This window comes from Cupriavidus sp. H39, assembly GCF_050271075.1.
In the GTDB taxonomy this organism is placed as follows: domain Bacteria; phylum Pseudomonadota; class Gammaproteobacteria; order Burkholderiales; family Burkholderiaceae; genus Cupriavidus; species Cupriavidus necator_B.
The window spans coordinates 141991-161254 of record NZ_CP189846.1 but is presented as its reverse complement, the minus strand read 5'-3'; the positions used below and the strand labels follow the sequence as shown (position 1 = coordinate 161254).

Here is a 19264-nt window from a genome sequence, read left to right as displayed (position 1 = left end):
GGGGCGGCGCTGGCCGATACGATCAGTCCGGCTTGATCCCGGCGCGCGCAATGATCGGCTTCCAGCGCTGCTGCTCCTGCGCGATGAAGCGCGAGAATTCCGCCGGCGTGCCGCCCACCACGATGGCCGCGTCCGCGCTCAGGCGTTCGACCGAGCTCTGGCTCTTCACTGCCTTCATGGTGGCGTCCGCCAGCTTGTCGGCGGCCGCCTGTGGCAGCGAGGCCGGCGCCAGCAGGCCGTACCACTGCGTCATCTCGAAGCCGGGATAGCCTTGCTCCGCCACCGTGGGGACGTCAGGCAACTGCGCAATGCGCTGGGTCGTGCCGGTGGCGATGCAGCGCACCTTGCCGGCCTTGATGAATTGCAGGATCGCGGGCGCGCCGACCGCGGCGGCGTCCAGGCGGCCGGACAGCAGGTCGGTGATCTGCGGGCCGCTGCCGCGGTACGGCACGTGGGTGATGAAGGTGCCGGTGGCGGCCTTCAGGTATTCAAAGGCGAGGTGGCCGGCACTGCCGTTGCCCGCTGAACCATAGTTGAGCTTGCCGGGCTTGCCTTTGGCGAGCGCGACGAATTCCTTCAGGTTCTTCGCCGGCACGTCGGGATGGACCACGTACAGGCTCGGCACCTTGGACAGCAGCGAGATCGCGCGGAAGTCCTTGACGGGGTCGTACGGCAGCTTCGGGAAGATGAAGGGATTGACCGCGAGCGTGCCGATATGGCCGAGGATCAGCGTGTGGTTGTCATCGGCGCGCGCAACTTCGCCCATCGCGATATTGCCGGCGGCGCCGGGCTTGTTCTCGACGAACACCGACACGCCCAGCAGCTTGGTCAGCTCCGCCGCGGTCGAGCGCGCAACGATCTCCGAACTGCCGCCCGGCGCGAACGGCACCACCAGCCGGATCGGCTTGGCGGGCCAGGCCTGGGCGCGGGCGAGGGTGGGCGCCAGCGCGTACGCGCCGAGCGCGGCGCCGGCCTTGAGCAGTTGGCGGCGAAAGGGATTGGTCATGCTTGTCTCCTGGAATTGCGGTAGCCGGGCCATGGCGAGCCACGGGCGATAGTGGGTAGCGCGGGCGTTACTCGGGTTTGATGTTGCCGTCGCGGATGACCTTGGCCCAGAGCCGCGCCTGCCCGTCGATGAACTGGCGCGCTTGAGCCGGCGGCGCCGCCACCACTTCGCCGCCGAGTTCGGCCACCCGTTGCCGGATCTGGGCGCTGGTCATGACCTTCTGCAGCGCATCGGCAAGCTTCGTGGCGACCGGCTCCGGTGTCGTGGCGGGGACGAAGGCCGCGTTCCATTCATAGACCTCGTAGCTGCCCACGCCGGCTTCCTGCATGGTCGGCACGGCCGGCAGCGCCGGCGTGCGCGCCCGGCTGGTCACCGCCAGCGGCTTGAGCTTGCCGGCCTGGATGTGCTGCAGGCTCGAGGCCACGTTGGCGAAGAACAGCGGCACCTGGCCGGCGATGACATCGGTCATGGCGGGGCCGCCGCCCTTGTACGGCACGTGCAGCAGGTCGACGCCGGCACGCTGCTCGAACAGCACGCCCGCCAGATGCTGCGCCGAGCCGTTGCCTGACGACGCAAAGGCGACCGAGCCCGGCTTCTGTTTGGCCATGGCCACGACATCGCTGACCTTGCCCGCCGGAAAGCTCGCGGTGGCCACCAGCACGTTGGGATAGCGCGCCAGCACGCCGAGCGCCCGGAAGGCCTTGTCCGGGTCGTAGGGCAGGCGCGGATAAAGGCTCGGGTTCACGGCATACGACGAGGCATCGATCATCAGCGTGTAGCCATCCGGCGCGGCCTTGGCGACATAGGCGGCGCCGATCTGCCCGCCGGCGCCGGGCCGGTTCTCGACCACCACGGTCTGCCCTAGCTCGCGCCCGAGAGCCGGGGCAATCAAGCGTGCCATCAGGTCCGCGCCGCCACCCGGGGGGTAGGTCACCACGATGGTGAGGGGGCGTGCCGGCCACGTTGCGGCAGGGTCGGCGGCCTGCGCCGGCGTGAGGGTGGCGATCATGGCCGTGGCAGCGATCGCGTGGCGTGCGTGCATGATTCTGTCTCCGTGGGGACGGTCCGTTAGCGGACGTCAGCGGTATAGCGAAAGGCAAAGGCGTCGCCGCGCGTGAGCCGGTATTCGATGCACTGGCCGGCCAGGTCGAAGGCGTAGCGCGTGACGACCGCGCACGGATGCGCATCGGGCAGCGCCAGCAATCCGGCCTCGTCCGCCGCCAGCGTGCGGAAGGTCACTTCGTCGACGGCGCGATGGACCGTGACGCCGCAGGCGCTGCCCAGCAGCGGGTAGAGCAGGTCGCCCCACTGCGCCCGCGGCAGCTGTTGCAGCGCTTCGCAGCGCGGCAGCGGCAGCCAGATCGATTCCAGCAGCCGCGGCGTATCGTCCAGCCAGCGGCGGCGCGAGATCGCCAGCCCGCGCGCGCCGCTTGCCAGGCCGAAGCGCGCAGCCATGGCCTGGTCCAGCCTCACCGCGCGGCACGACAGGATTTCGGAGCGCGGCACCACGGGCGCGCCATCGGACCGGCCGAAGCGGAAAAACCGCATCAGGCTGGCGCCGCTCAGTCCCTTGCGCACAAAGGTGCCCTTGCCCTGCACGCGCTCCAGCAGGCCTTGCTGGACCAGCACGGCAATGGCCTGGCGGATGGTGCCCAGCGCAATGCCGAATTCCCTGGCCAGCGCCCCCTCGGCCGGGATGGCACTGCCTGGTGTCCAGTCGCCGGAAACGATCCGGGCTTGCAGTGCCGCCGCAATCTGGCCGTAGCGGCTCAGGCCCGCGGCGGCGGGAGTGGTCTGGTGCAGCGCGTTGTCTGGCATGCCGAAGCCGTGCTAAATTGATTGCTCATGTCCTCTAGAGGACTAGAATACTGACGCGGGTCCGGACGCCATATCCGGATATACCCGCCCCACGGAGGGCTGATGATGAGCCGGCACGCTTTGCCGCTGGTGGATACCCACTTCCACGTCTTCGATAACGGTGCTGCCATGCCGTCGGCCCGCTACCGGCCCGCTTATGCCGCCGGACTGGAAGACTGGCGGGCCACGCTGGGCGGCTTGGGAGACCTGTATGGGGTGGTGGTGCAAACCAGCTTTCTGGGCACCGACAACTCGACGCTGCTGGCCGCGCTGCAGGCCTGGCCCGAACGCCTGCGCGGCGTGGCGGTGGTCGACCCCTCGGTGACCGACCCGCAACTGGAAACGCTGCAGGCCGCCGGCGTGCGCGGGATTCGCCTCAACCTGTACGGCGATCCGGACTGGCAGCGCATTGCCACCGCGCCCTGGCGCGGGCTGTTCCGCAGGATCGATGCGCTGGGCTGGCATGTCGAACTCCATACCCACAACGGTGACGGCGGCATGGTGCTGGCGCGGCTCGACGCGGCCCTTGGCGATGCCGGCACGCCGGTGGTGCTGGACCACTTTGGCCGCCCTGGCAGCGCCGGCATCGCCGATGCCATCTTCGGGGTTGCCGCGGCCGTGCGGGCGCGCCGCCCGGTGTGGGTGAAGATCAGTGCGCCATACCGGCTGCCATCACCGCACGACTGGCCCGCGCTGGCGCAGGCATGGCGCGAAATCGTCGGCGACGATCGCCTGCTGTGGGGCAGCGACTGGCCATGGACCAACCACGAGGGGCCGGTCCGGCTGGACGAGTGCCGCACGCTGGCCGCGTGGCAAGGGCCGGCCGGCGATGGCGAGGCGGCGGGTGCGGCGTTGTCCGCCGCGCTGCGCTGGCGCAACGCCGCGGCGCTGTACGGGTTTGCCGTGGCGGCGTAGCGGTCTTACATCGCCACGCCGCCGGCATCAATCCAGCGCCAGCACCGCAGGCAGCGCCGCCACCAGCAGATCGATCGTGACCCGCAGCTTGGAGGGTAGGAAACGCGTGCGCGGCCATACCAGGTGCATCGGCGTGCGGCTGACCGAGGCGTGCGGCAGCACGCGCGCCAGCGTGCCTTGTTGCAGTGGCGCGCGCACCAGCCATAGCGGCAGGTTGGCCACGCCGGCACCACGGAGCGCGGCCATGGCGAGGGTGTCGATATCGTCGAAGCCGATCCAGTGCGACAGGCCGGGCTGCACCGTATTGCCGTCAGCGCCGGCCAGCGACCAGGGTACCGCCTGGCTGCCGTGCAGGTAGACTAGGCACCGGTGCGAGGCCAGCCCGCCAATGCTGGCCGGTGTGCCGTGACGGCGAAGGTAGTCGGGGGCCGCGCACAACACCATGGCCTGCGTGCCCAGCGGCCGTGCCACCAGCGTATCGCTGTCCGGCAGGCGGCCGCTGCGGATCGCCAGGTCGATGCCGTCGTCGGCAAAGTCCACCAGCCGGTCGGTGAAATTGCCTTCCAGCCGCAGCTGCGGATGACGGTCCGCCAGCTCCAGCAGCAGGGGCGCCACATGATGGCGGCCGAACACCACCGGAGCGCTCACGCGCACGCGGCCCGCGACGGCGCCGCGCCCCGCTTCCAGCATGTGCTGCGCGGCATCCAGGTCTTCCAGCGCCTGGGCGCAGCGTTCGTAGAACGCCTGGCCGTCATCGGTCAGGGCCAGGCTGCGTGTGGTGCGCACGAACAGGCGGACGCCGACGCGCGCTTCCAGCCGCGCGATGGCCTTGCCGACAGCCGAGCGCGTCAGGCCCAGGCGGGCCGCCGCCAGGGCAAAGCTGCCGGCCTGCGCCGCGGCCACGAAGGCCGTGATGCCGGCCAGCCGGTCGTGGGTTATTGGTTCCATGGAGGCTACACAGGAATGAATTCGATTGCCCAATGGATCTACAGGGGAATCAGTATAGTGGGTTCACCGTAATTCCCTACTGGAGCTTCCATGACTTCCTCCATGCAACGCTGGCAACTCTCGGCGTTCGGCCGCGACAACCTGCACCGCGTCGATGCGCCGGTGCCCACGCCCGGACCTGGCGAAGTGCTGATACGGGTGCAGGCGGTGGCCCTGAACTACCGCGACCTGCTGGTCATTCGGGACGGCATGGGAATGCCGGTGCAGCCGCCGCTGGTGCCGGGGTCGGACATGCGCGGCGAAGTCGTGGCCACCGGCGATGGCGTGGATGAGCTTGCGCCGGGCGACGCCGTGATCAGCACCTTCTTCACCGGCTGGCTCGATGGCGTGCAGCCGCGCCACAGCAAGCCGCTGGGCGTGCCGGGCCCCGGCATGCTGTCGGAATACGTGGTGCTGGCCGGGGATGCGCTGGTCGCGGCGCCGCGCACGCTCGACGCCGCGCAGGCCAGTACGCTGACCTGCGCCGGCCTGACGGCGTGGCAGGCCCTGGCCGAGGCCACGGTGACGCGGCCCGGCGATACCGTGGTGGTGATCGGTACCGGCGGCGTGGCCTTGTTTGCAGTGCAGATTGCGCGGGCCCAAGGCGCGCGCGTGATCGTGGTGTCGGGCAGCGACGACAAGCTGGTACGCGCCCAGGCGCTGGGCGCGGCGCATGGCATCCATCGCGGCCGCACACCCGACTGGCCCGCCGCGGTGCGCGAGCTGAGCGGCGGCCGCGGCGCCGACCATGTGCTGGAACTGGCGGGCGGCGACAACTTCGGCCGCTCGCTGGCCGCGCTGGCGCAGGGCGGCCGGATCTCGGTGATCGGCAACCTGCAGGGCGATGAGCTGCGCGCCAATGTCTATCCGGTGCTGCACGGCCGCGTGACCGTGCAGGGCATCGGGGTGTCGCACCGGCGCGCGCTGCAAGACCTGGTACGCGCCGTCGACTGGCTGGAACTGCGTCCCGTGGTCGAATGCGAGTATGGTTTTGCGCAGCTGCCGGCGGCGCTCGATCACCTCGAGCGCGGCGCGTTTGGCAAGGTGGTGGTGCGGCTGCGCTGAGGCCGCAGGCGGGCGGGCTGCTATTTGCGGGCCTTGCCGCGCTGGCTTTTCCTGGCGGCGGCACGGGCCGCTTCCTTTTGCGCCGCTGCCGCGGCGCCCAGCTGCTCCAGCCACGCCATGCCCTCGACGTACGACAGGAAATGCCGCAGGTATTCCGGCGAGGTCTCGCGCATCAGCGACAGCGAGCGGTGCACGAGGTGGTCGGTATTGAGCGGCCCGGCGTTTTCCGGCACGCGTTCCAGCGACTGGCGGAACTGCTGCTCGACGCTGACCCGGGCCCAGGTCTCGCGGAAGTAGTCAGCGAGGGTGTCGACCAGCGGCGTGGCCGGCGGCGCGGCTTGCGCCGGTGCGGGCGAAAGCCGGCGCGCAGCGTCCGGGGCCGCCGCGATGGCCGGCCTGGCGCGGGCGGCGAGGTCATGCACCAGGGCGCCAAGAGCGCTGGCGGTTTGCGCCGGCGCCGGCCCGGGCGGCGCGTGCTGGCCCATGGCTTCGCCAACGCTATCGGCATTGCCCTGCACGACGGCGGCATAGGCGGCGACCAAGCCCTGGAGGCGCGCCTCCAGCAGGCGCCGCGCCGCGCCGCCGTGTCCGGCCGCACGGCGGGCCAGTGCCTGCATCAGGCGGAAGCGCACGGGGTCGGCGCGGTCCGCGCCGCTGGCCTGCCAGTCGTCCAGTTGCGCGCGGACCCTGGCCGCCGCGTCGAGGTCAGCCATGCGCCTTCACCGTGCCGGTGGTCACGCGCGGCACCGGCGAGATTTCCACGCGGCGGTTCTTGGCGCGGCCCGCGGCATCGGCATTCGGGGTCACCGGCTGTTGCGAGCCGAACGCGGCCGAGAACACCGACGAGGGCGGGATGCCCGCATCGATCAGCGTGCGGGTCACGGTCAGCGCGCGCTGCGCCGACAGCTCCCAGTTGTCGGCAAAGCGCCGGTTGCCCTCGCGCACCAGCTGGTCGTCGGTAAAGCCGCTGACCATCAGGATCTCGTCGCGGCTGCGCAGGTAGGCCGACAGCGGCTGCGCCAGGCTCTTGAGCAGGTCGCGGCCCTCGGGCTGCAGCTCGGCGGAATTCAGTGCGAACAGCACGCTGCCGCTGATGCCGATGCGTCCGTTCACCAGCGTCACGCGGCCGGCGGCGAGCGGCCCGGCCAGCGCCTTTTCCAGAGTCTCGCGGCGCTGGGCTTCCTCTTGCCGCTGCTTCACTTCGGCTTCGAGCCGCGCCGACAGCTCCATCTGCACGCCGATGACCCCGAGCAGGACCAGCACGAACGCGCCCAGCAGCACCGACATCAGGTCGCCGAAGACCGCCCAGGCCGGCACGGTGGGCTCAACGCCGGCGTCGAGTTCTTCTCTCATGCCGCCTCTGCGCTGGGTGCCTGCGGAGTTGTGCGCAGCTGCAGGTTTTCCAGGATCTGCTTCTGCGACAGCATGCTCAGGTCGACCACCTCGCGCGCCTGCGCCACGTAGTAGGCCAGTTGCTCGTCGCTGCGCGTCATCGACTTGTCCAGCGCGGCCTCGATGCGCTGCAGGTGGTCGATCAGCTTGCCGTTCGATTCGCTGAACAGCTGCACCGCCACGCCGAAGGCTTCGCCCAGGCTGGCCACCTCGACCGCGCTGCCGGTGACCTGCGCGGCGATGTCGGTGAGCTTGCCGGTCTCGGACTCGACCTTGTCGGTAAAGCGGGTGCCGACGCGCTCGAGCAGGTCAGCGGTGGTGGCGACCAGCGTGTCGACCGCGGTGCGCTGCTCGGTGGAGGCATGGTTCACGGCGTCAAGCAGCGTGCCCAGCGTTTCCATCATGCGGCTGCGTTCTTCCAGCATGGCGTGGTCGCGCGCCATGCCCTCGGTCAGCCTCTCGCGCAGCTCGGCGATAACCTCGGCCGCGGCCCGCGGCGCTTCGCCCGCGGCCTGCAGCAGGCGCGAAACCTCGGCAATGGTGCCGGTGGCCTGGGTCTCGGCATGGGCCGCCATGTCGCGCGCGGTCACGGCCAGCGTTTCGCAGATCTGCTGCTGGCGCGCGGTGGCGTGCGTGCTGGCCTGTTCCCATTCCTGGCGCAGCGACGCCGCCATGCCGCCCAGCGTATCGGTCCAGGCCGCCAGGCGTTGCGCGTCCTGCGCCACCAGCTCCGCCTGCAAGGCGGTGGCGGCCTTCGGTGCCTCGGCCGCGGCCTGGACCAGGCGGTCGATCTCGGCGAGGGTGGTGCTGGCGTGCGCCTGGGTCTCGGCCGCGATCACGCGCGCGGTCTGTGCCAGCGCCTCGCAGACTTCCTGCTGGCGGGCGGCGGCGTGCGTGCTCGACTGCTCCCACTGCTGGCGCAGCGTCGCGGCGATGCCGCCGAGGGTTTCGGTCCAGCCGGCAAAGCGCGCTTCATCGCGCTCAGCCAGTTCCGCCTGCAGCGCGACCGCGGCCTTTGGCGCTTCCGCGGCCGCCTGCACCAGGCGGTCGATCTCCGCGAGCGTGCGGCTGGCATGCGCCTGCGTCTGCGCCGAGATCTCGCGCACGTTCTGCGCCAGCGCGGCGCTGATTTCGTCCTGGCGGGCGACGGTCTGCGCGTTCAGTTGCTGCCATTCCTGGCGCAGCGTTGCGGTCATGCTGCCGAGCGTCTCGGTCCACGCGGCAAAGCGCTCGGCATCGCGCGACGCCAGCTCTGCCTGCAGCGCGACCGCGGCCTTCGGCGCGTCCGATGCGGCCTGCACCAGGCGGTCGATCTCCGCCAGCGTGCTGCTGGCATGCGCCTGCGTCTGCGCCGAGATCTCGCGCACGTTCTGCGCCAGCGTGGCGCTGATTTCGTCGTGGCGGCTGACGGTGTGCGCGTTCAGTTGTTCCAGCTGCTGGCGCAGCGTGGCGGTCATGCCGCCGAGCGTGTCGGCCCAGGCCGACAGGCGCTGCGCGTCCTGCGCGGCCAGTTGCGCCTGCAGGCCGGCATGCGCAGTGTCCACCGTCCGCACCAGCGCCGCGGCGTGCTCGCCGAACGCGGCGGCGGCGGCGGCCAGCGCTTGCTGGTTGTCGCCGGCCAGCTTTTCGCCGGCCTGCTGCTGGTGCGACAGTGCCTCGCGCCACGCCTCGGCGGTGCTGGCCGCGACGGCGTCGAAGCGGCTCGCGACATTGTCCAGCAGGCTGGCCGAGCGTTGTTCGAAGGTCTGGCTAAAGCCATCGAGCGACGTGCGCAGGTCCGCCGCCAGCGCCTCGCTGGTGCGCTGGTGGCCGGCGAGCGCCCGGTTCCAGGTGTCAGCGACGCCGGCGGTAGCGTTGTCGAACCGGCTCGAGACGCCCTCCAGGTGCTGTTGCACCGCTTGCGTGACGGTGTCGCGCAGGGCCGTGGTCTCGCGTGCCAGGCCGGCCATGGTGGCGTCCACCGCCGGCTGGATCGCGGCGCCGGCGGCGCGGGCGCTGTCGGCGATGCTGTCCTTCAGCGATTGCTCGACCGACGCTGCCAGGCGCGTATAGACCGCCTCGGTCTTGCCGTGGAAGGTGTCCTGGCTGGCCGCCAGCCGTTCGGCCAGGGCTTCATTTTGTTGCGCCATGGCCCGCATCATGGCCTGCATCTGCTCGGCCAGCGCCGGCATCACGTCGGCCTGGCGCTGCAGCAGCCGCAGGGCTTCGTCGCGCTGGTGGCTGCGGGAATAGCTGCGCAGCGTGGTGGCGATGCGGCCATCGAGCGCCTGCGCGGCCTGGATGCGCTCGCGCCGGCACAGTGCCGACAGCAGCCCCAGCATGGCCGAGGTCGCCACGCCCGCGACCGAGGTGCCGAACGCAAAGCCCAGCCCCTTGACCGGCGCCGCCAGCGAAGCGCGGATCGCCTGCAGGTCGGTGGCGCCTTCCAGCGCGATGCCAGTGCCGCGCAAGGTGGCCACCATGCCCAGGAAGGTGCCCAGCATGCCCAGCAGCACCAGCAGGCCGACCAGGTAGGGCGTCAGCGCAGGGCCGGGCAGGCCGATGCGCTCGCCTTCGACGCGCAGCCGCACGCTGTCGCGCAGGCTCGGGTGCAGGCGTTCCAGCCAGCCGCCGAGGCTGGCCGGGGCTTCGGACAGGCCGGCCAGCGCCTGGGCCAGCGTGGCGGTGGCCTGGCGGTAGCGCTGCAGTTCCAGCGCGCCCGCGAGGTAGAAGCCGCCGATCAGCAAAGTGACGACGAGCGCGAGGAAATTGGTGCCGGCATAGCCCGCGCCAATCCAGCAGACGACCGCCAGGCCCGCCAGGAACGCAACAATATGGGTGAGGTATCGGGTCATGATGTCCGGGTTAGCTGTCTTGCAGCGCCGCCAGCAAGCCCTCGACGGGCTGCCAGCGGATCTCGAGTTCGGCGAGCAGCACGCTCTGCATATCCTTGCGGAACACGCCCAGCCATGCGCCGGGGCGGACCGCCGCGGGTTGTCCTGCTGCCTGCGCCGGGTTCTCCAGCGCGGCGGCTTCGGCCTGGCGCAGGCGCTGGAAGTGCGGTTCCAGCAGATTCGGCACCGCGCCAAGCAGGCTTTGCTCGCGCGTGCCCAGCACGCGCTCCATCACCGCATCGACCATGGCCAGCTTGGCCAGGGCGGGCGAGCGGGCCGACAGCGCGGCGCGCAAGCTTGCGCGCAGGCTGCCGATGGTGCTCTCCATGGTCTGCTGCAGCGTCAGGTAGCGCTGGCGATGGACCGCGTAATCGACCTGCGCATCGACCGGGTCGGGCAGCGCCGACGGGCGCGGCGGCCCGCGCCGCCGGCCCGCTGGCGCGGCGTCTTCCGCAATGGCGCCGGCCAATCGGGCGCGCACGCGCGCGCATTCCTGCGCCTCGGTGCCGCCGCCGGCACTTGGCGCGGTTGGCAAGGCGGGCGCCTGGGCCTTCAGCGCCGACGACAGCGCGATCGCATCCGCCCAGCCAAGCCATTGGCTCAGCTGGCTGGAAAGCGAGCTTGCAGGGGCGGGGGCATCGGCCTCAGCCAGGCGGGCCAGCAGGCGGACCAGCGTGGGTCCGCTGAAGCCTGTGCGCCGGGGCACTTGTAACATTCCGCTGGATTCGAAAAATCCAGCAGTTTACACGTCCCGGGCAGTGGCGCGGCCGGCGGGCCGGGTGGATGATGGCGGGGATCCCGTCCCAACCCATCCGCGACCCATCCCGACACCGGAGCCACGCCATGAAACTCGTCGGCATGCTCGACTCCCCCTATGTCCGCCGCACGGCGATCTCGCTACGCCTGCTCGGCCTGCCGTTCACGCATGAGTCCGTGTCCGTCTTTCGGGAGGTCGAGCGCTTCCGCGCCGTCAACCCCGTGGTCAAGGCCCCCTCGCTGGTGTGCGACAACGGCGTCGTGCTGATGGACTCCACGCTCATCATCGACTATGCCGAGTCGCTGGCGGGCCGCAGCCTGATGCCGGCCGATACGGCGTCCCGGCAGGCCGCGCTGCGCGTCATCGGGTTGGCGCTGGCGGCTTGCGAGAAGGTGGTGCAGAACTTCTACGAGCACAGCCAGCGTCCGGCCGGCAAGCTGCACCAGCCGTGGCTGGACCGCGTCGATGCCCAGCGCGAGAGCGCCTTTGCCTTGCTGGAAGCCGAGCTTGCCGTGCGCCCGGTCCCGGCCAGCGAAGCCGAGATCGGGCAGCCTGAACTGACCGCCGCGGTGGCCTGGACCTTCGCGCAATGCATGATGCCCGGCGCCGTTGATCCGGCGTCGCATCCGGCGCTGGCAGCGCTGACCGCCGCGCTGGAGCGGCTACCGGCATTCGAGGCATTGCCCTGCGCATAGGCGGCCCAGCGCGCCATGAGGGTTGCTGGCGGATTCGGGCTTCGAACGGCCGCCTAATCCTCCGCCACCTGGCAAAACCGCAGCCGGTTCCCGAACGGATCGGCCACCTGCAGCATCCGGCCCCAGCCCACATCTTCGACACCGGGCCGGGCGTACGGATAGTTCCTGGCGGACAGCTCCTGGTGCAGCGCATCGATATCCGTCACTGGCACGAACACGGTCGAGCCCGGCGTGGCGTCGCCGTGGTGTTCGCTGAGATGCAGCGTCAGGCCGCCGCGCCTGACCTGCGCGTATAGCGGCAACCCGTCTTCGAAGCGATGCTCCCACTCGAGCGTGAAGCCGAGGTAATCCAGATAGAACTCCCTGGCCTTGTCGACCGAGAAGATGCGGAGGATGGGGATGCCGGCGGACAGGTCCATGGGGTTCCGTTCGGGGGGGGGCGCGATTCCCGGATGATAGCGCCGCGACCGAACGAGCCCGCTGGCGGTTGCATAAGCATGCGCGACAATCTTCGTTGGCTTTGCCCGTTGCCCTGACTAAGCTGGCGCTCCGACCTGCATCCTGGAGCAACGCCATGAACCCGACCCATGACCGCCGTCGCCGCCTGCTCCGGGCTGCAGCGGGCGCGGCCGCCGCTGCCGCGCTGCCGGGCATCAGCCGGGGACAGGGGGAGGCTACGCTACGCATCGGCTACCAGAAGTCCTCCACGCTGATGATCCTGCTGAAATCGCGGCAGACGCTGGAAAAAGCCCTGGCGCCAAGGGGCGTGGCGGTGCAGTGGTATGAGTTCACCTCCGGCCTGCCGCTGCTGGAAGCGCTGAACCTGGGCAACATCGACCTGAGTGCCGACGTGGCCGATGCGGTGCCGCCGTTCGCGCTGGCCGCGGGCGCGGCGCTTACGTATTACGCGACCGAGACACCGTCGCCCCAGGCGCAGGCGATCGTGGTGCGCGGCGATTCGCCGATCCGCGAGGTGGCCCAGCTCAAGGGCCAGCGCGTGGCGTTTGCCAAGGGCGCCGGCGCGCACTACCTGGTGCTCGAGGCGCTGGCGCGCGCGGGGCTGTCGATCCGCGATATCGAACCGGCCTACCTGAGCCCCGCCGATGCGCGCGCGGCGTTCGAGCGCGGCAGCGTGGCGGCGTGGGTGATCTGGGACCCGTTCCTGGCCGCGGTGCAGCGCCAGGCCAATGCGCGCGTGCTGCGCGACGGCGAAGGGCTGTCGAGCTATCGTCGCTTCTACCTGGCGGCCACGCCGTTTGCGCGCACCCATGCCGAGGTGCTGGCGGTGGTGTTCGACGCGTTGCGCGACGCGGGCGACTGGGTCAAGCGCCACCCCGCCGAGGCCGCGCGCTGGCATGCGCCGCTGATCGGCCTGGATGCCGCCACCGTCGAGGCCGCTAACGCGCGGCGCAGCTACGCGGTGCGCACCGTCGACGCGGACGCGCTGGCCGAGCAGCAGCGCATTGCCGACGCCTTTGCCGCGCAGGGCATCCTGCCGCGCAAGGTGGCGGTGTCGGCGTCGCCGGTCTGGCGCAAGGCGTAAGCCGGTTGCGTGCCAGCGCAGGCGGGCCGTCGGCTCCGCCTGCCTAGTGGTGCCGAGGCAAGGCAAGCTCGCATGCGACGAGCAAACGGCAGACGGGCCGTTTCGTTGCGCTCGGACGAAACGGCCCGGGCCTTGCGCGGGACGCGAGGCCCCGCGCCCCGGAGGATCAGGCCAGTCCCATCGCCGGATCGCTGACCGTGTCCTCGCCGTTCTCCATGCGACCGGCAAAGCGCCGCGCGAATGCCGGGCTGGCTTCGCAGGTCACGGCGAAGTCGTACCAGTTGCCGCTTTCGGCCACCGGCCATTCCAGCGTTTCGACCTTGCCGCGCTTGACCCGCTGCGTCCACGGGCCGTCCCCGCGATAGGCCAGCGCCTTGACGGTGAAGGTCACGTCGGCATCGCCGTCGTTATGCAGCTTGACCTGGATCGTCGGCTTCTTGCAGGGGTTGTAGCAGACCTGGATTTCGGCGGCGGTGGTGGCCGCTTCATGGATGTCGCCGGTGAACGCGCGGTGATAGCCGTTGGGCCCGAGCACCCACAGGTCGTACTTGCCGCCGTCGGCGTTGATGTCCCACGTATCGTCCAGCGCCTTGCCGGCCTCGACCACGTAGCGGCGCGGAATCCGGTCCAGGTGCAGCTTGTCGTAGACATGGAATACCGCGCCCGCCTGGTGCGCGCTGCCGTTGGCGAACAGCAGCCGCACGGTGCGGGCGGCGGCATCGACGCGCGCGCTGGTATGCAGTTCATACGGCAGCTTGCGCGACGGACGCGAGCCGGTGGCCTGCGCTGGCAGCGCCGGCGTGGCCGGCACCGGGATCGCGGGCTGCGCCTGCTGCCAGGCGGTCAGGCTGGTGGCATCGGCGCGCGTGGTGCGCCCCGCCAGCACGGGCAGCGTCTCGGTGTTGGGCGTGGCGAAGTTGAAGGCGCTGGTCAGGTCGCCGCAGACGGCGCGGCGGTAGGCGCTGATCTGCGGCTCCATCACGCCGAAGCGCGCCTCCAGGAAGCGTAGCACCGAGGTGTGGTCGAACACCTCGGAGTTGACCCAGCCGCCGCGGCTCCACGGCGATACCACCCACAGCGGCACACGCGGTCCCGGCCCGAATGGCTTGCCGTCCTGCGGCGGCTGCTTGGCGGTGGCGGGCGGGAAGTTGAAGTACTCGTAGGCCATCTGCGCGTCGTCCAGGGTGGACTTGCCGGCCAGCGTGCCGTCCGGGTTGCGCGACGGCGCGGTCGGCGGCGGGCTGTGGTCGAAGAAGCCGTCGTTCTCGTCGAAGTTGATCAGCAGCACGGTCTTGCTCCATACCTCCGGCGATGCCGTCAGCGCATCGAGGATGGCCTGCACGTACCAGCCGCCCTTGGCCGGGCTGGACGGGCCGGGGTGCTCGCTGAACTCGGCCGGCGGGATGATCCACGACACTTCGGGCAGCCTGCCGTTCTGCACGTCGTCGCGCAGCGACTGCAGGAAGCCGCCGTCCGCCATGGTGTTGCAGAAGCCCTTGGCGAACGGGCTGTACTGGTCGTCGATATCGGGGTTGTAGGGCGGATTGACGCCGGTGCCGGCGGTGTTGGACAGCTTGCGCCCGTCCGGCATCTTTTCCATCTCGGCGCGCCAGTGGCGGAAGCTCATCATCTGGTTGCAGCCGTAGTTGTCCGGCACGTTCTGGTAGACCTTCCAGCTCACCCCGGCGCCCTGGAGGCGGTCGGCGTAGGTCTTCCAGGTCCAGCCTTCGGTGGACGGGCCCACGTCGGCGCCGGCGTTGAATTCATTGATCATCACCGCGACGTTGTCGCCGGTGGGACCGTTGCTGCCGGTCCAGTAGAACAGGCGGTTGGGAATGGTGCCGGTGTGCATCGCGCAGTGGTACGCGTCGCACAGCGTGAAGGCGTCGGCCAGCGCGCGCTGGAACGGGATCTCGGCATTGTCGTAGTAGCCCATCGACAGCGCCTTCTTGGCGACCGGCCAGCGGTCCATGCGGCCGTGGTCCCACGCGGCCTGCGCGTCGGGCCAGGTGTGCGGCGTGCCGCCGGCGCGCTGCGCGTTGCCCTGGGTTTCATCGAGGTGGTAGGGCGTCAGCGTATTGCCGTTGGCATCGGTCTGGTAGAACGCGTTCTTGCCGTTCGGCAGCGGGATCGCAAAGCGGTCGCCGTAGCCGCGCACGCCCTTGAAGGTGCCAAAGTAATTGTCGAACGAGCGGTTTTCCAGCATCACCATCACGACGTGCTTGACGTCCTGGATGGTGCCGGTGGCGTTGTTGGCCTCGATCGCCAGCGCGCGGCGGATGCTGGGCGGAAAGCTGGCCAGCACCGCGGCGGCGGCGCCGGTGCCGAGGCTGGTCTTGAGGAACTGTCGCTTGGACGGATTGAAGGTCATGGCGTGGCTTGGGTGGGTCTGTCGCTGGGTCGGAAGGCGGCCCGCATCACGGGGCGCAGCGCGTGGCGCAGGTGCCGGGCTTGCCGGCGTCATCGGGCTTGCCCGCTGTGTCCGGAGCCTTGCCATTGGCGGCGGCGGGCTGGAGCGTGCCGCCTCCCGCGCCGGGCGAGTCGTCGCCGCCGCAGGCGGCAAGCATCAAGGCCAGGGTGATGGTGCCGGCGGCCAGCCATGGCCGGGCGGAATGCGACAGCAAGTTAGGTCTCATTGGTGCAGGGCCTTTACTTTTGGTTAAAGGAATAACGATGGCCGCGCCCATGCGCCGACAGCGGCTGCACGCGATGGACTCCGCCGCAGCGGATGGCAAGCCCAGATCCGGCCGGAGGCTGCGGGATGGCCGTGGCTTGTCGCGACAGCGGGCGATTGTTGACGGATCAAATGTCAGATGTTTGACAGGCCGCACTTCCGCTGCTTTGCCTTTGTAACCAAAAGTGTCCGAAAGCGGGCGCGGCAATTGCAAGCCATGCCGGATTGCCATCCCTTCAACCGTCAATCCGACCCAGGAGACCGCTATGCCCCAGACGTCCGACGACAAGGCCAGGCTCGCGTCAAGCGCCAGTTCCGCCACCACCGCTGCCGCTGCGCCGGCCGGCTATGGCGATGCCCAGCGCGGCGCCGGCGGTGAATTGCACCAGGTTGCCGGCGGCACGCACGCGCCGTTGACCACCAACCAGGGCGCGCCGATCGCGGACAACCAGAACTCGCTCAAGGCCAACCCGCGCGGCCCGACCTTGCTCGAAGATTTCATCCTGCGTGAAAAAATTACACACTTCGACCATGAGCGCATCCCGGAGCGGATCGTCCATGCGCGCGGTACGGCGGCGCACGGCTATTTCGAGCTGACCGATTCGCTGGCGCAATTCACCACCGCCAGCATCCTGACCGAGGTCGGCGTCAAGACGCCGGTGTTCGCGCGCTTCTCCACCGTGGCCGGCGGCGCCGGTTCGGTCGACACGCCGCGCGACGTGCGCGGCTTCGCGGTCAAGTTCTATACGAAGGAGGGCAACTGGGACCTGGTCGGCAATAACATCCCGGTGTTCTTTATCCAGGACGCGATGAAGTTCCCCGACGTGGTCCACGCGGTCAAGATGGAGCCCGACCGCGGCTTCCCGCAATCGGCGACCGCGCACGATACCTTCTGGGACTTCATCTCGCTGACGCCGGAGTCGATGCACATGGTGATGTGGATCATGTCGGACCGCACCATCCCGCGCTCGCTGCGCATGATCGAAGGCTTTGGCGTGCACAGCTTCCGCTTGCTCGACAGCCAGGGCAAGTCCACCTTCGTCAAGTTCCACTGGCGCCCGAAGCTGGGGCTGCAGTCCACGGTGTGGGACGAGGCCGTCAAGATCGCCGGCGCGGATCCGGATTTCCACCGGCGCGACATGTTCAACGCGATCCAGTCCGGCAACTTCCCCGAATGGGAACTTGGCGTGCAGCTGTTCACCGAAGCCGATGCCGCCAAGTTTCCGTTCGACCATCTCGATGCCACCAAGATCATCCCGGAAGAGACCGTACCGCTGAAGATCATCGGCCGCATGGTGCTGGACCGCTGGCCCGACAACTTCTTCGCCGAGACCGAGCAGGTGGCGTTCTGCCCCGCCAACATCGTGCGCGGCATCGATTTCTCGAACGATCCGTTGCTGCTCGGCCGGCTGTTCTCGTACCTCGACACGCAGCTGCTGCGCCTGGGCGGACCCAACTTCAACCAGATCCCGGTGAACGCGCCCAAGTGCCCGTTTGCCAACCACCAGCGCGACGGCCATATGCAGATGCAGCAGCCCAGGGGACGCGTCGCCTATGAGCCCAACTCGCTGTCCGACGACTCGCCGCGCGAAGCGCCGGACCTGGGCTTCCGTAGCGCGCAGGTGCCGGAGCAGGGCGACAAGGGCCGTATCCGCCCGGAGACCTTCGCTGACCACTATAGCCAGGCACGCCTGTTCTACCGCAGCCAGACGCGCGCCGAGCAGGCGCACATCGCCTCGGCGCTGGTGTTCGAGCTGTCGAAGGTCGAGCACGTCCATGTGCGCGAGCGGATGGTGGCTCACCTGCTCAATATCGACCCGGACCTGGGCCGCCGCGTGGCCGACGGCCTGGCGCTGGACCAGGTGCCCGAGCCGCTGCCCACCGCCGCCCCGGTGCAGGACCTGCCGCCGTCGCCGGCGCTGCAAATCATCGGCAAGATGAAGGACACGCTGCAGGGACGCGAGATCGGCATCCTGGTCGCCGATGGCTCCGATGGCGCCACGGTCGAGGCGATCCGGCAGGCGGCCATGGCCGCCGGCGCCACGGTGAAGATCGTCGCGCCCAAGGTGGGCGGCGCGGTGCTGGCCGACGGCGCGAAGCTGCCCGCCGACGGGCAGCTGGCCGGGACCCCTTCGGTGATGTTCGATGCCGTGGCCGTGGTGCTCTCCGCCAACGGTGCCGCCATGCTGGCGCAGGAGAGCGCGGCACTGGATTTTGTCTGCTTTGCCTATGCCCATTTGAAGGCGATTGCCGCCGATGCGGGCGGCGACGCACTGTTGTCCCGCGCCGGACTGCAGCCGGATGACGGCATCGTGTCCGCCAGCGACACGGCCCGCTTTATCGCGGCGGCGAAGACGCGGCAGTGGGGCCGGGAGCCGCAGGTGCGGATGCTGGCATAGGGGCAAAGGAGGTCGCGGGCGCCACGCTGCTGCGTGGCCTGCGCCTGAATACCTGCTGCGCCGGCTCTACGCCGTGCAGCCGGGCGACGCGGCGCTGGCTGCCGACATCGGCGCGGCCAACGGCTCGCATGATATCCGCGAAGGCGCGCTGGCCTGGCAGGAAAAGCGCAAGCCGCGGTTTACCGGGACCTGACGGGAACCTGGCGCCGCTGCATCACCCAGTCCACGGCGCGCGCCAGGAACGGCGAGGTGTCGCCTTCGCGATAGCTCATGATCACCGGCGAGACGAAGCCCGGCGCATCGATGGGGCAATAGCGCACATCGTCGCGGTGCAGGCGCTGGATCGACGCCGGCACCAGCGTGATGCCGATGCCGGCGGCCACCAGCCCCAGCGCGGTCTGCAGTTCGTTGGCTTCCTGCGCCACGCGCAGTTGCAGGCCTTGTGCGCGGAACAGCGACAGCAGGTGGTCGGCGTAGCTGGGCCGCGGCCGGGCCGGATAGAGAATGAACGGACGTGCCGCCAGCGCCTGCGGCGTCAGCGCCTTGCGGCGCGGTGCCGGCAGGCGCGCGGGCAGCGCCGCCACCAGTGGTTCGGCCATCACCACCTGCTGGCGGATGGCGGGATCGTTCAGCGCGATGCGGCCGAAGCCCAGGTCGATGCGGCCGGCCTTGAGCGCCTCGATCTGCTCGACGGTGATCATCTCGGCCAGTCCTACTTCCACTTGCTGGTCGTTGCGGTCCGACTCGCGCAGTTCGCGGATCAGCTCCGGCAGCACGCCATACAGCACCGACGGCACGAAGCCGATGCCGAACCAGCGCTTTTCCTCGCGCCCGATGCGGCGCGTGCCTTCGATGGTTTCTTCCAGGCGCTGCGTCAATTGCGTGGTCTGCTCCAGCAGGAAGCGGCCGGCCTCGGTCAGGCGCAGCCCGCGGCCAACGCGGTCGAACAGCGCCACGCCGATCTCTTCTTCCAGTTGCCGGATCTGGCGCGACAGCGGCGGCTGCGCCATATGCAGCCGCTCGGCGGCACGGGTGACGTTGAGTTCCTGCGCCACGACCTGGAAATAGCGCAAGTGCCGAAGTTCCATAGGGAGCCTTCCC

Annotated in this window: 17 protein-coding genes; 5 read left to right on the top strand and 12 right to left on the bottom strand. The window is 69.9% G+C overall.

What is annotated here, in order from left to right; all coding sequences use genetic code 11:
* Positions 1-22: 22 nt before the first annotated feature.
* From ACOCMH_RS01215 to ACOCMH_RS01205, 3 genes are all read right to left on the bottom strand, one after another.
* On the bottom strand, positions 23-1006 hold the full coding sequence (locus ACOCMH_RS01215; protein WP_427307370.1) for a Bug family tripartite tricarboxylate transporter substrate binding protein: 984 nt from the start codon (positions 1004-1006) through the stop codon (positions 23-25).
* 67 nt (positions 1007-1073) lie between these two features.
* Positions 1074-2048, bottom strand: coding sequence for a tripartite tricarboxylate transporter substrate binding protein (locus ACOCMH_RS01210; protein ID WP_427307369.1), 975 nt, complete (start codon positions 2046-2048; stop codon positions 1074-1076).
* Positions 2049-2074: 26 nt separating this feature from the next.
* On the bottom strand, positions 2075-2824 hold the full coding sequence (locus ACOCMH_RS01205; protein ID WP_427307368.1) for a GntR family transcriptional regulator: 750 nt from the start codon (positions 2822-2824) through the stop codon (positions 2075-2077).
* Positions 2825-2926: 102 nt separating this feature from the next.
* Between ACOCMH_RS01205 and ACOCMH_RS01200 the strand changes: the two genes are divergently transcribed.
* A complete protein-coding gene (locus ACOCMH_RS01200; RefSeq protein WP_427307367.1) occupies positions 2927-3778 on the top strand; it encodes an amidohydrolase family protein in 852 nt (283 codons plus the stop codon).
* A gap of 27 nt (positions 3779-3805) precedes the next feature.
* Here the strand turns inward: ACOCMH_RS01200 and ACOCMH_RS01195 are convergent, their stop codons facing one another.
* On the bottom strand, positions 3806-4726 hold the full coding sequence (locus ACOCMH_RS01195; RefSeq protein WP_427307366.1) for a LysR family transcriptional regulator: 921 nt from the start codon (positions 4724-4726) through the stop codon (positions 3806-3808).
* Positions 4727-4816: 90 nt separating this feature from the next.
* On the opposite strand from ACOCMH_RS01195, the gene ACOCMH_RS01190 reads away from it, so the two are divergent.
* Complete coding sequence (locus ACOCMH_RS01190) at positions 4817-5830, top strand: zinc-dependent alcohol dehydrogenase family protein (protein ID WP_427307365.1); 1014 nt, start codon at positions 4817-4819, stop codon at positions 5828-5830.
* 20 nt (positions 5831-5850) lie between these two features.
* Here ACOCMH_RS01190 and ACOCMH_RS01185 read toward each other — a convergent pair whose 3' ends face one another.
* From ACOCMH_RS01185 to ACOCMH_RS01170, 4 genes are read right to left on the bottom strand one after another with little or no spacing between them, the layout of a single operon-like run.
* Positions 5851-6543: a DUF2894 domain-containing protein gene (locus ACOCMH_RS01185; RefSeq protein ID WP_427307364.1), complete on the bottom strand. Its 693-nt coding sequence runs from the start codon at positions 6541-6543 to the stop codon at positions 5851-5853.
* Entirely contained in the window at positions 6536-7183 is a 648-nt protein-coding gene (locus tag ACOCMH_RS01180) for an OmpA family protein (RefSeq protein WP_427307363.1), read from the bottom strand. Before ACOCMH_RS01180 ends, ACOCMH_RS01185 begins: the two co-directional genes overlap by 8 nt.
* A complete protein-coding gene (locus ACOCMH_RS01175) occupies positions 7180-10056 on the bottom strand; it encodes a DUF802 domain-containing protein (RefSeq protein WP_427307362.1) in 2877 nt (958 codons plus the stop codon). The genes ACOCMH_RS01180 and ACOCMH_RS01175 overlap by 4 nt, the downstream gene beginning before the upstream one ends.
* 10 nt (positions 10057-10066) lie before the next feature.
* Positions 10067-10810: a DUF3348 domain-containing protein gene (locus ACOCMH_RS01170; protein WP_427307361.1), complete on the bottom strand. Its 744-nt coding sequence runs from the start codon at positions 10808-10810 to the stop codon at positions 10067-10069.
* A 128-nt stretch (positions 10811-10938) separates the two neighbouring features.
* Here ACOCMH_RS01170 and ACOCMH_RS01165 point away from each other — a divergent pair, with 128 nt between their 5' ends.
* Positions 10939-11547: a glutathione S-transferase family protein gene (locus ACOCMH_RS01165; protein WP_427307360.1), complete on the top strand. Its 609-nt coding sequence runs from the start codon at positions 10939-10941 to the stop codon at positions 11545-11547.
* A 53-nt stretch (positions 11548-11600) separates the two neighbouring features.
* Here ACOCMH_RS01165 and ACOCMH_RS01160 read toward each other — a convergent pair whose 3' ends face one another.
* Positions 11601-11966: a glyoxalase superfamily protein gene (locus tag ACOCMH_RS01160; RefSeq protein ID WP_427307359.1), complete on the bottom strand. Its 366-nt coding sequence runs from the start codon at positions 11964-11966 to the stop codon at positions 11601-11603.
* A 155-nt stretch (positions 11967-12121) separates the two neighbouring features.
* On the opposite strand from ACOCMH_RS01160, the gene ACOCMH_RS01155 reads away from it, so the two are divergent.
* On the top strand, positions 12122-13090 hold the full coding sequence (locus tag ACOCMH_RS01155) for an aliphatic sulfonate ABC transporter substrate-binding protein (protein ID WP_427307358.1): 969 nt from the start codon (positions 12122-12124) through the stop codon (positions 13088-13090).
* A gap of 166 nt (positions 13091-13256) precedes the next feature.
* On the opposite strand, the gene ACOCMH_RS01150 is transcribed toward ACOCMH_RS01155, so the two are convergent.
* Positions 13257-15461, bottom strand: a complete 2205-nt coding sequence (locus tag ACOCMH_RS01150; RefSeq protein WP_427307357.1) for a phosphocholine-specific phospholipase C — start codon at positions 15459-15461, stop codon at positions 13257-13259.
* A 46-nt stretch (positions 15462-15507) separates the two neighbouring features.
* The gene (locus ACOCMH_RS01145; protein WP_427307356.1) at positions 15508-15714 is read right to left on the bottom strand and encodes a hypothetical protein; all 207 of its coding nucleotides are present in this window, start codon (positions 15712-15714) and stop codon (positions 15508-15510) included.
* A gap of 316 nt (positions 15715-16030) precedes the next feature.
* Between ACOCMH_RS01145 and ACOCMH_RS01140 the strand changes: the two genes are divergently transcribed.
* Entirely contained in the window at positions 16031-18163 is a 2133-nt protein-coding gene (locus ACOCMH_RS01140; protein WP_427307355.1) for a catalase, read from the top strand.
* Between the two features lie 179 nt (positions 18164-18342).
* On the opposite strand, the gene ACOCMH_RS01135 is transcribed toward ACOCMH_RS01140, so the two are convergent.
* Positions 18343-19251 (bottom strand): LysR family transcriptional regulator, encoded by a 909-nt coding sequence (locus tag ACOCMH_RS01135; protein ID WP_427307354.1) that lies wholly within the window; start codon positions 19249-19251, stop codon positions 18343-18345.
* Positions 19252-19264 lie beyond the last annotated feature (13 nt).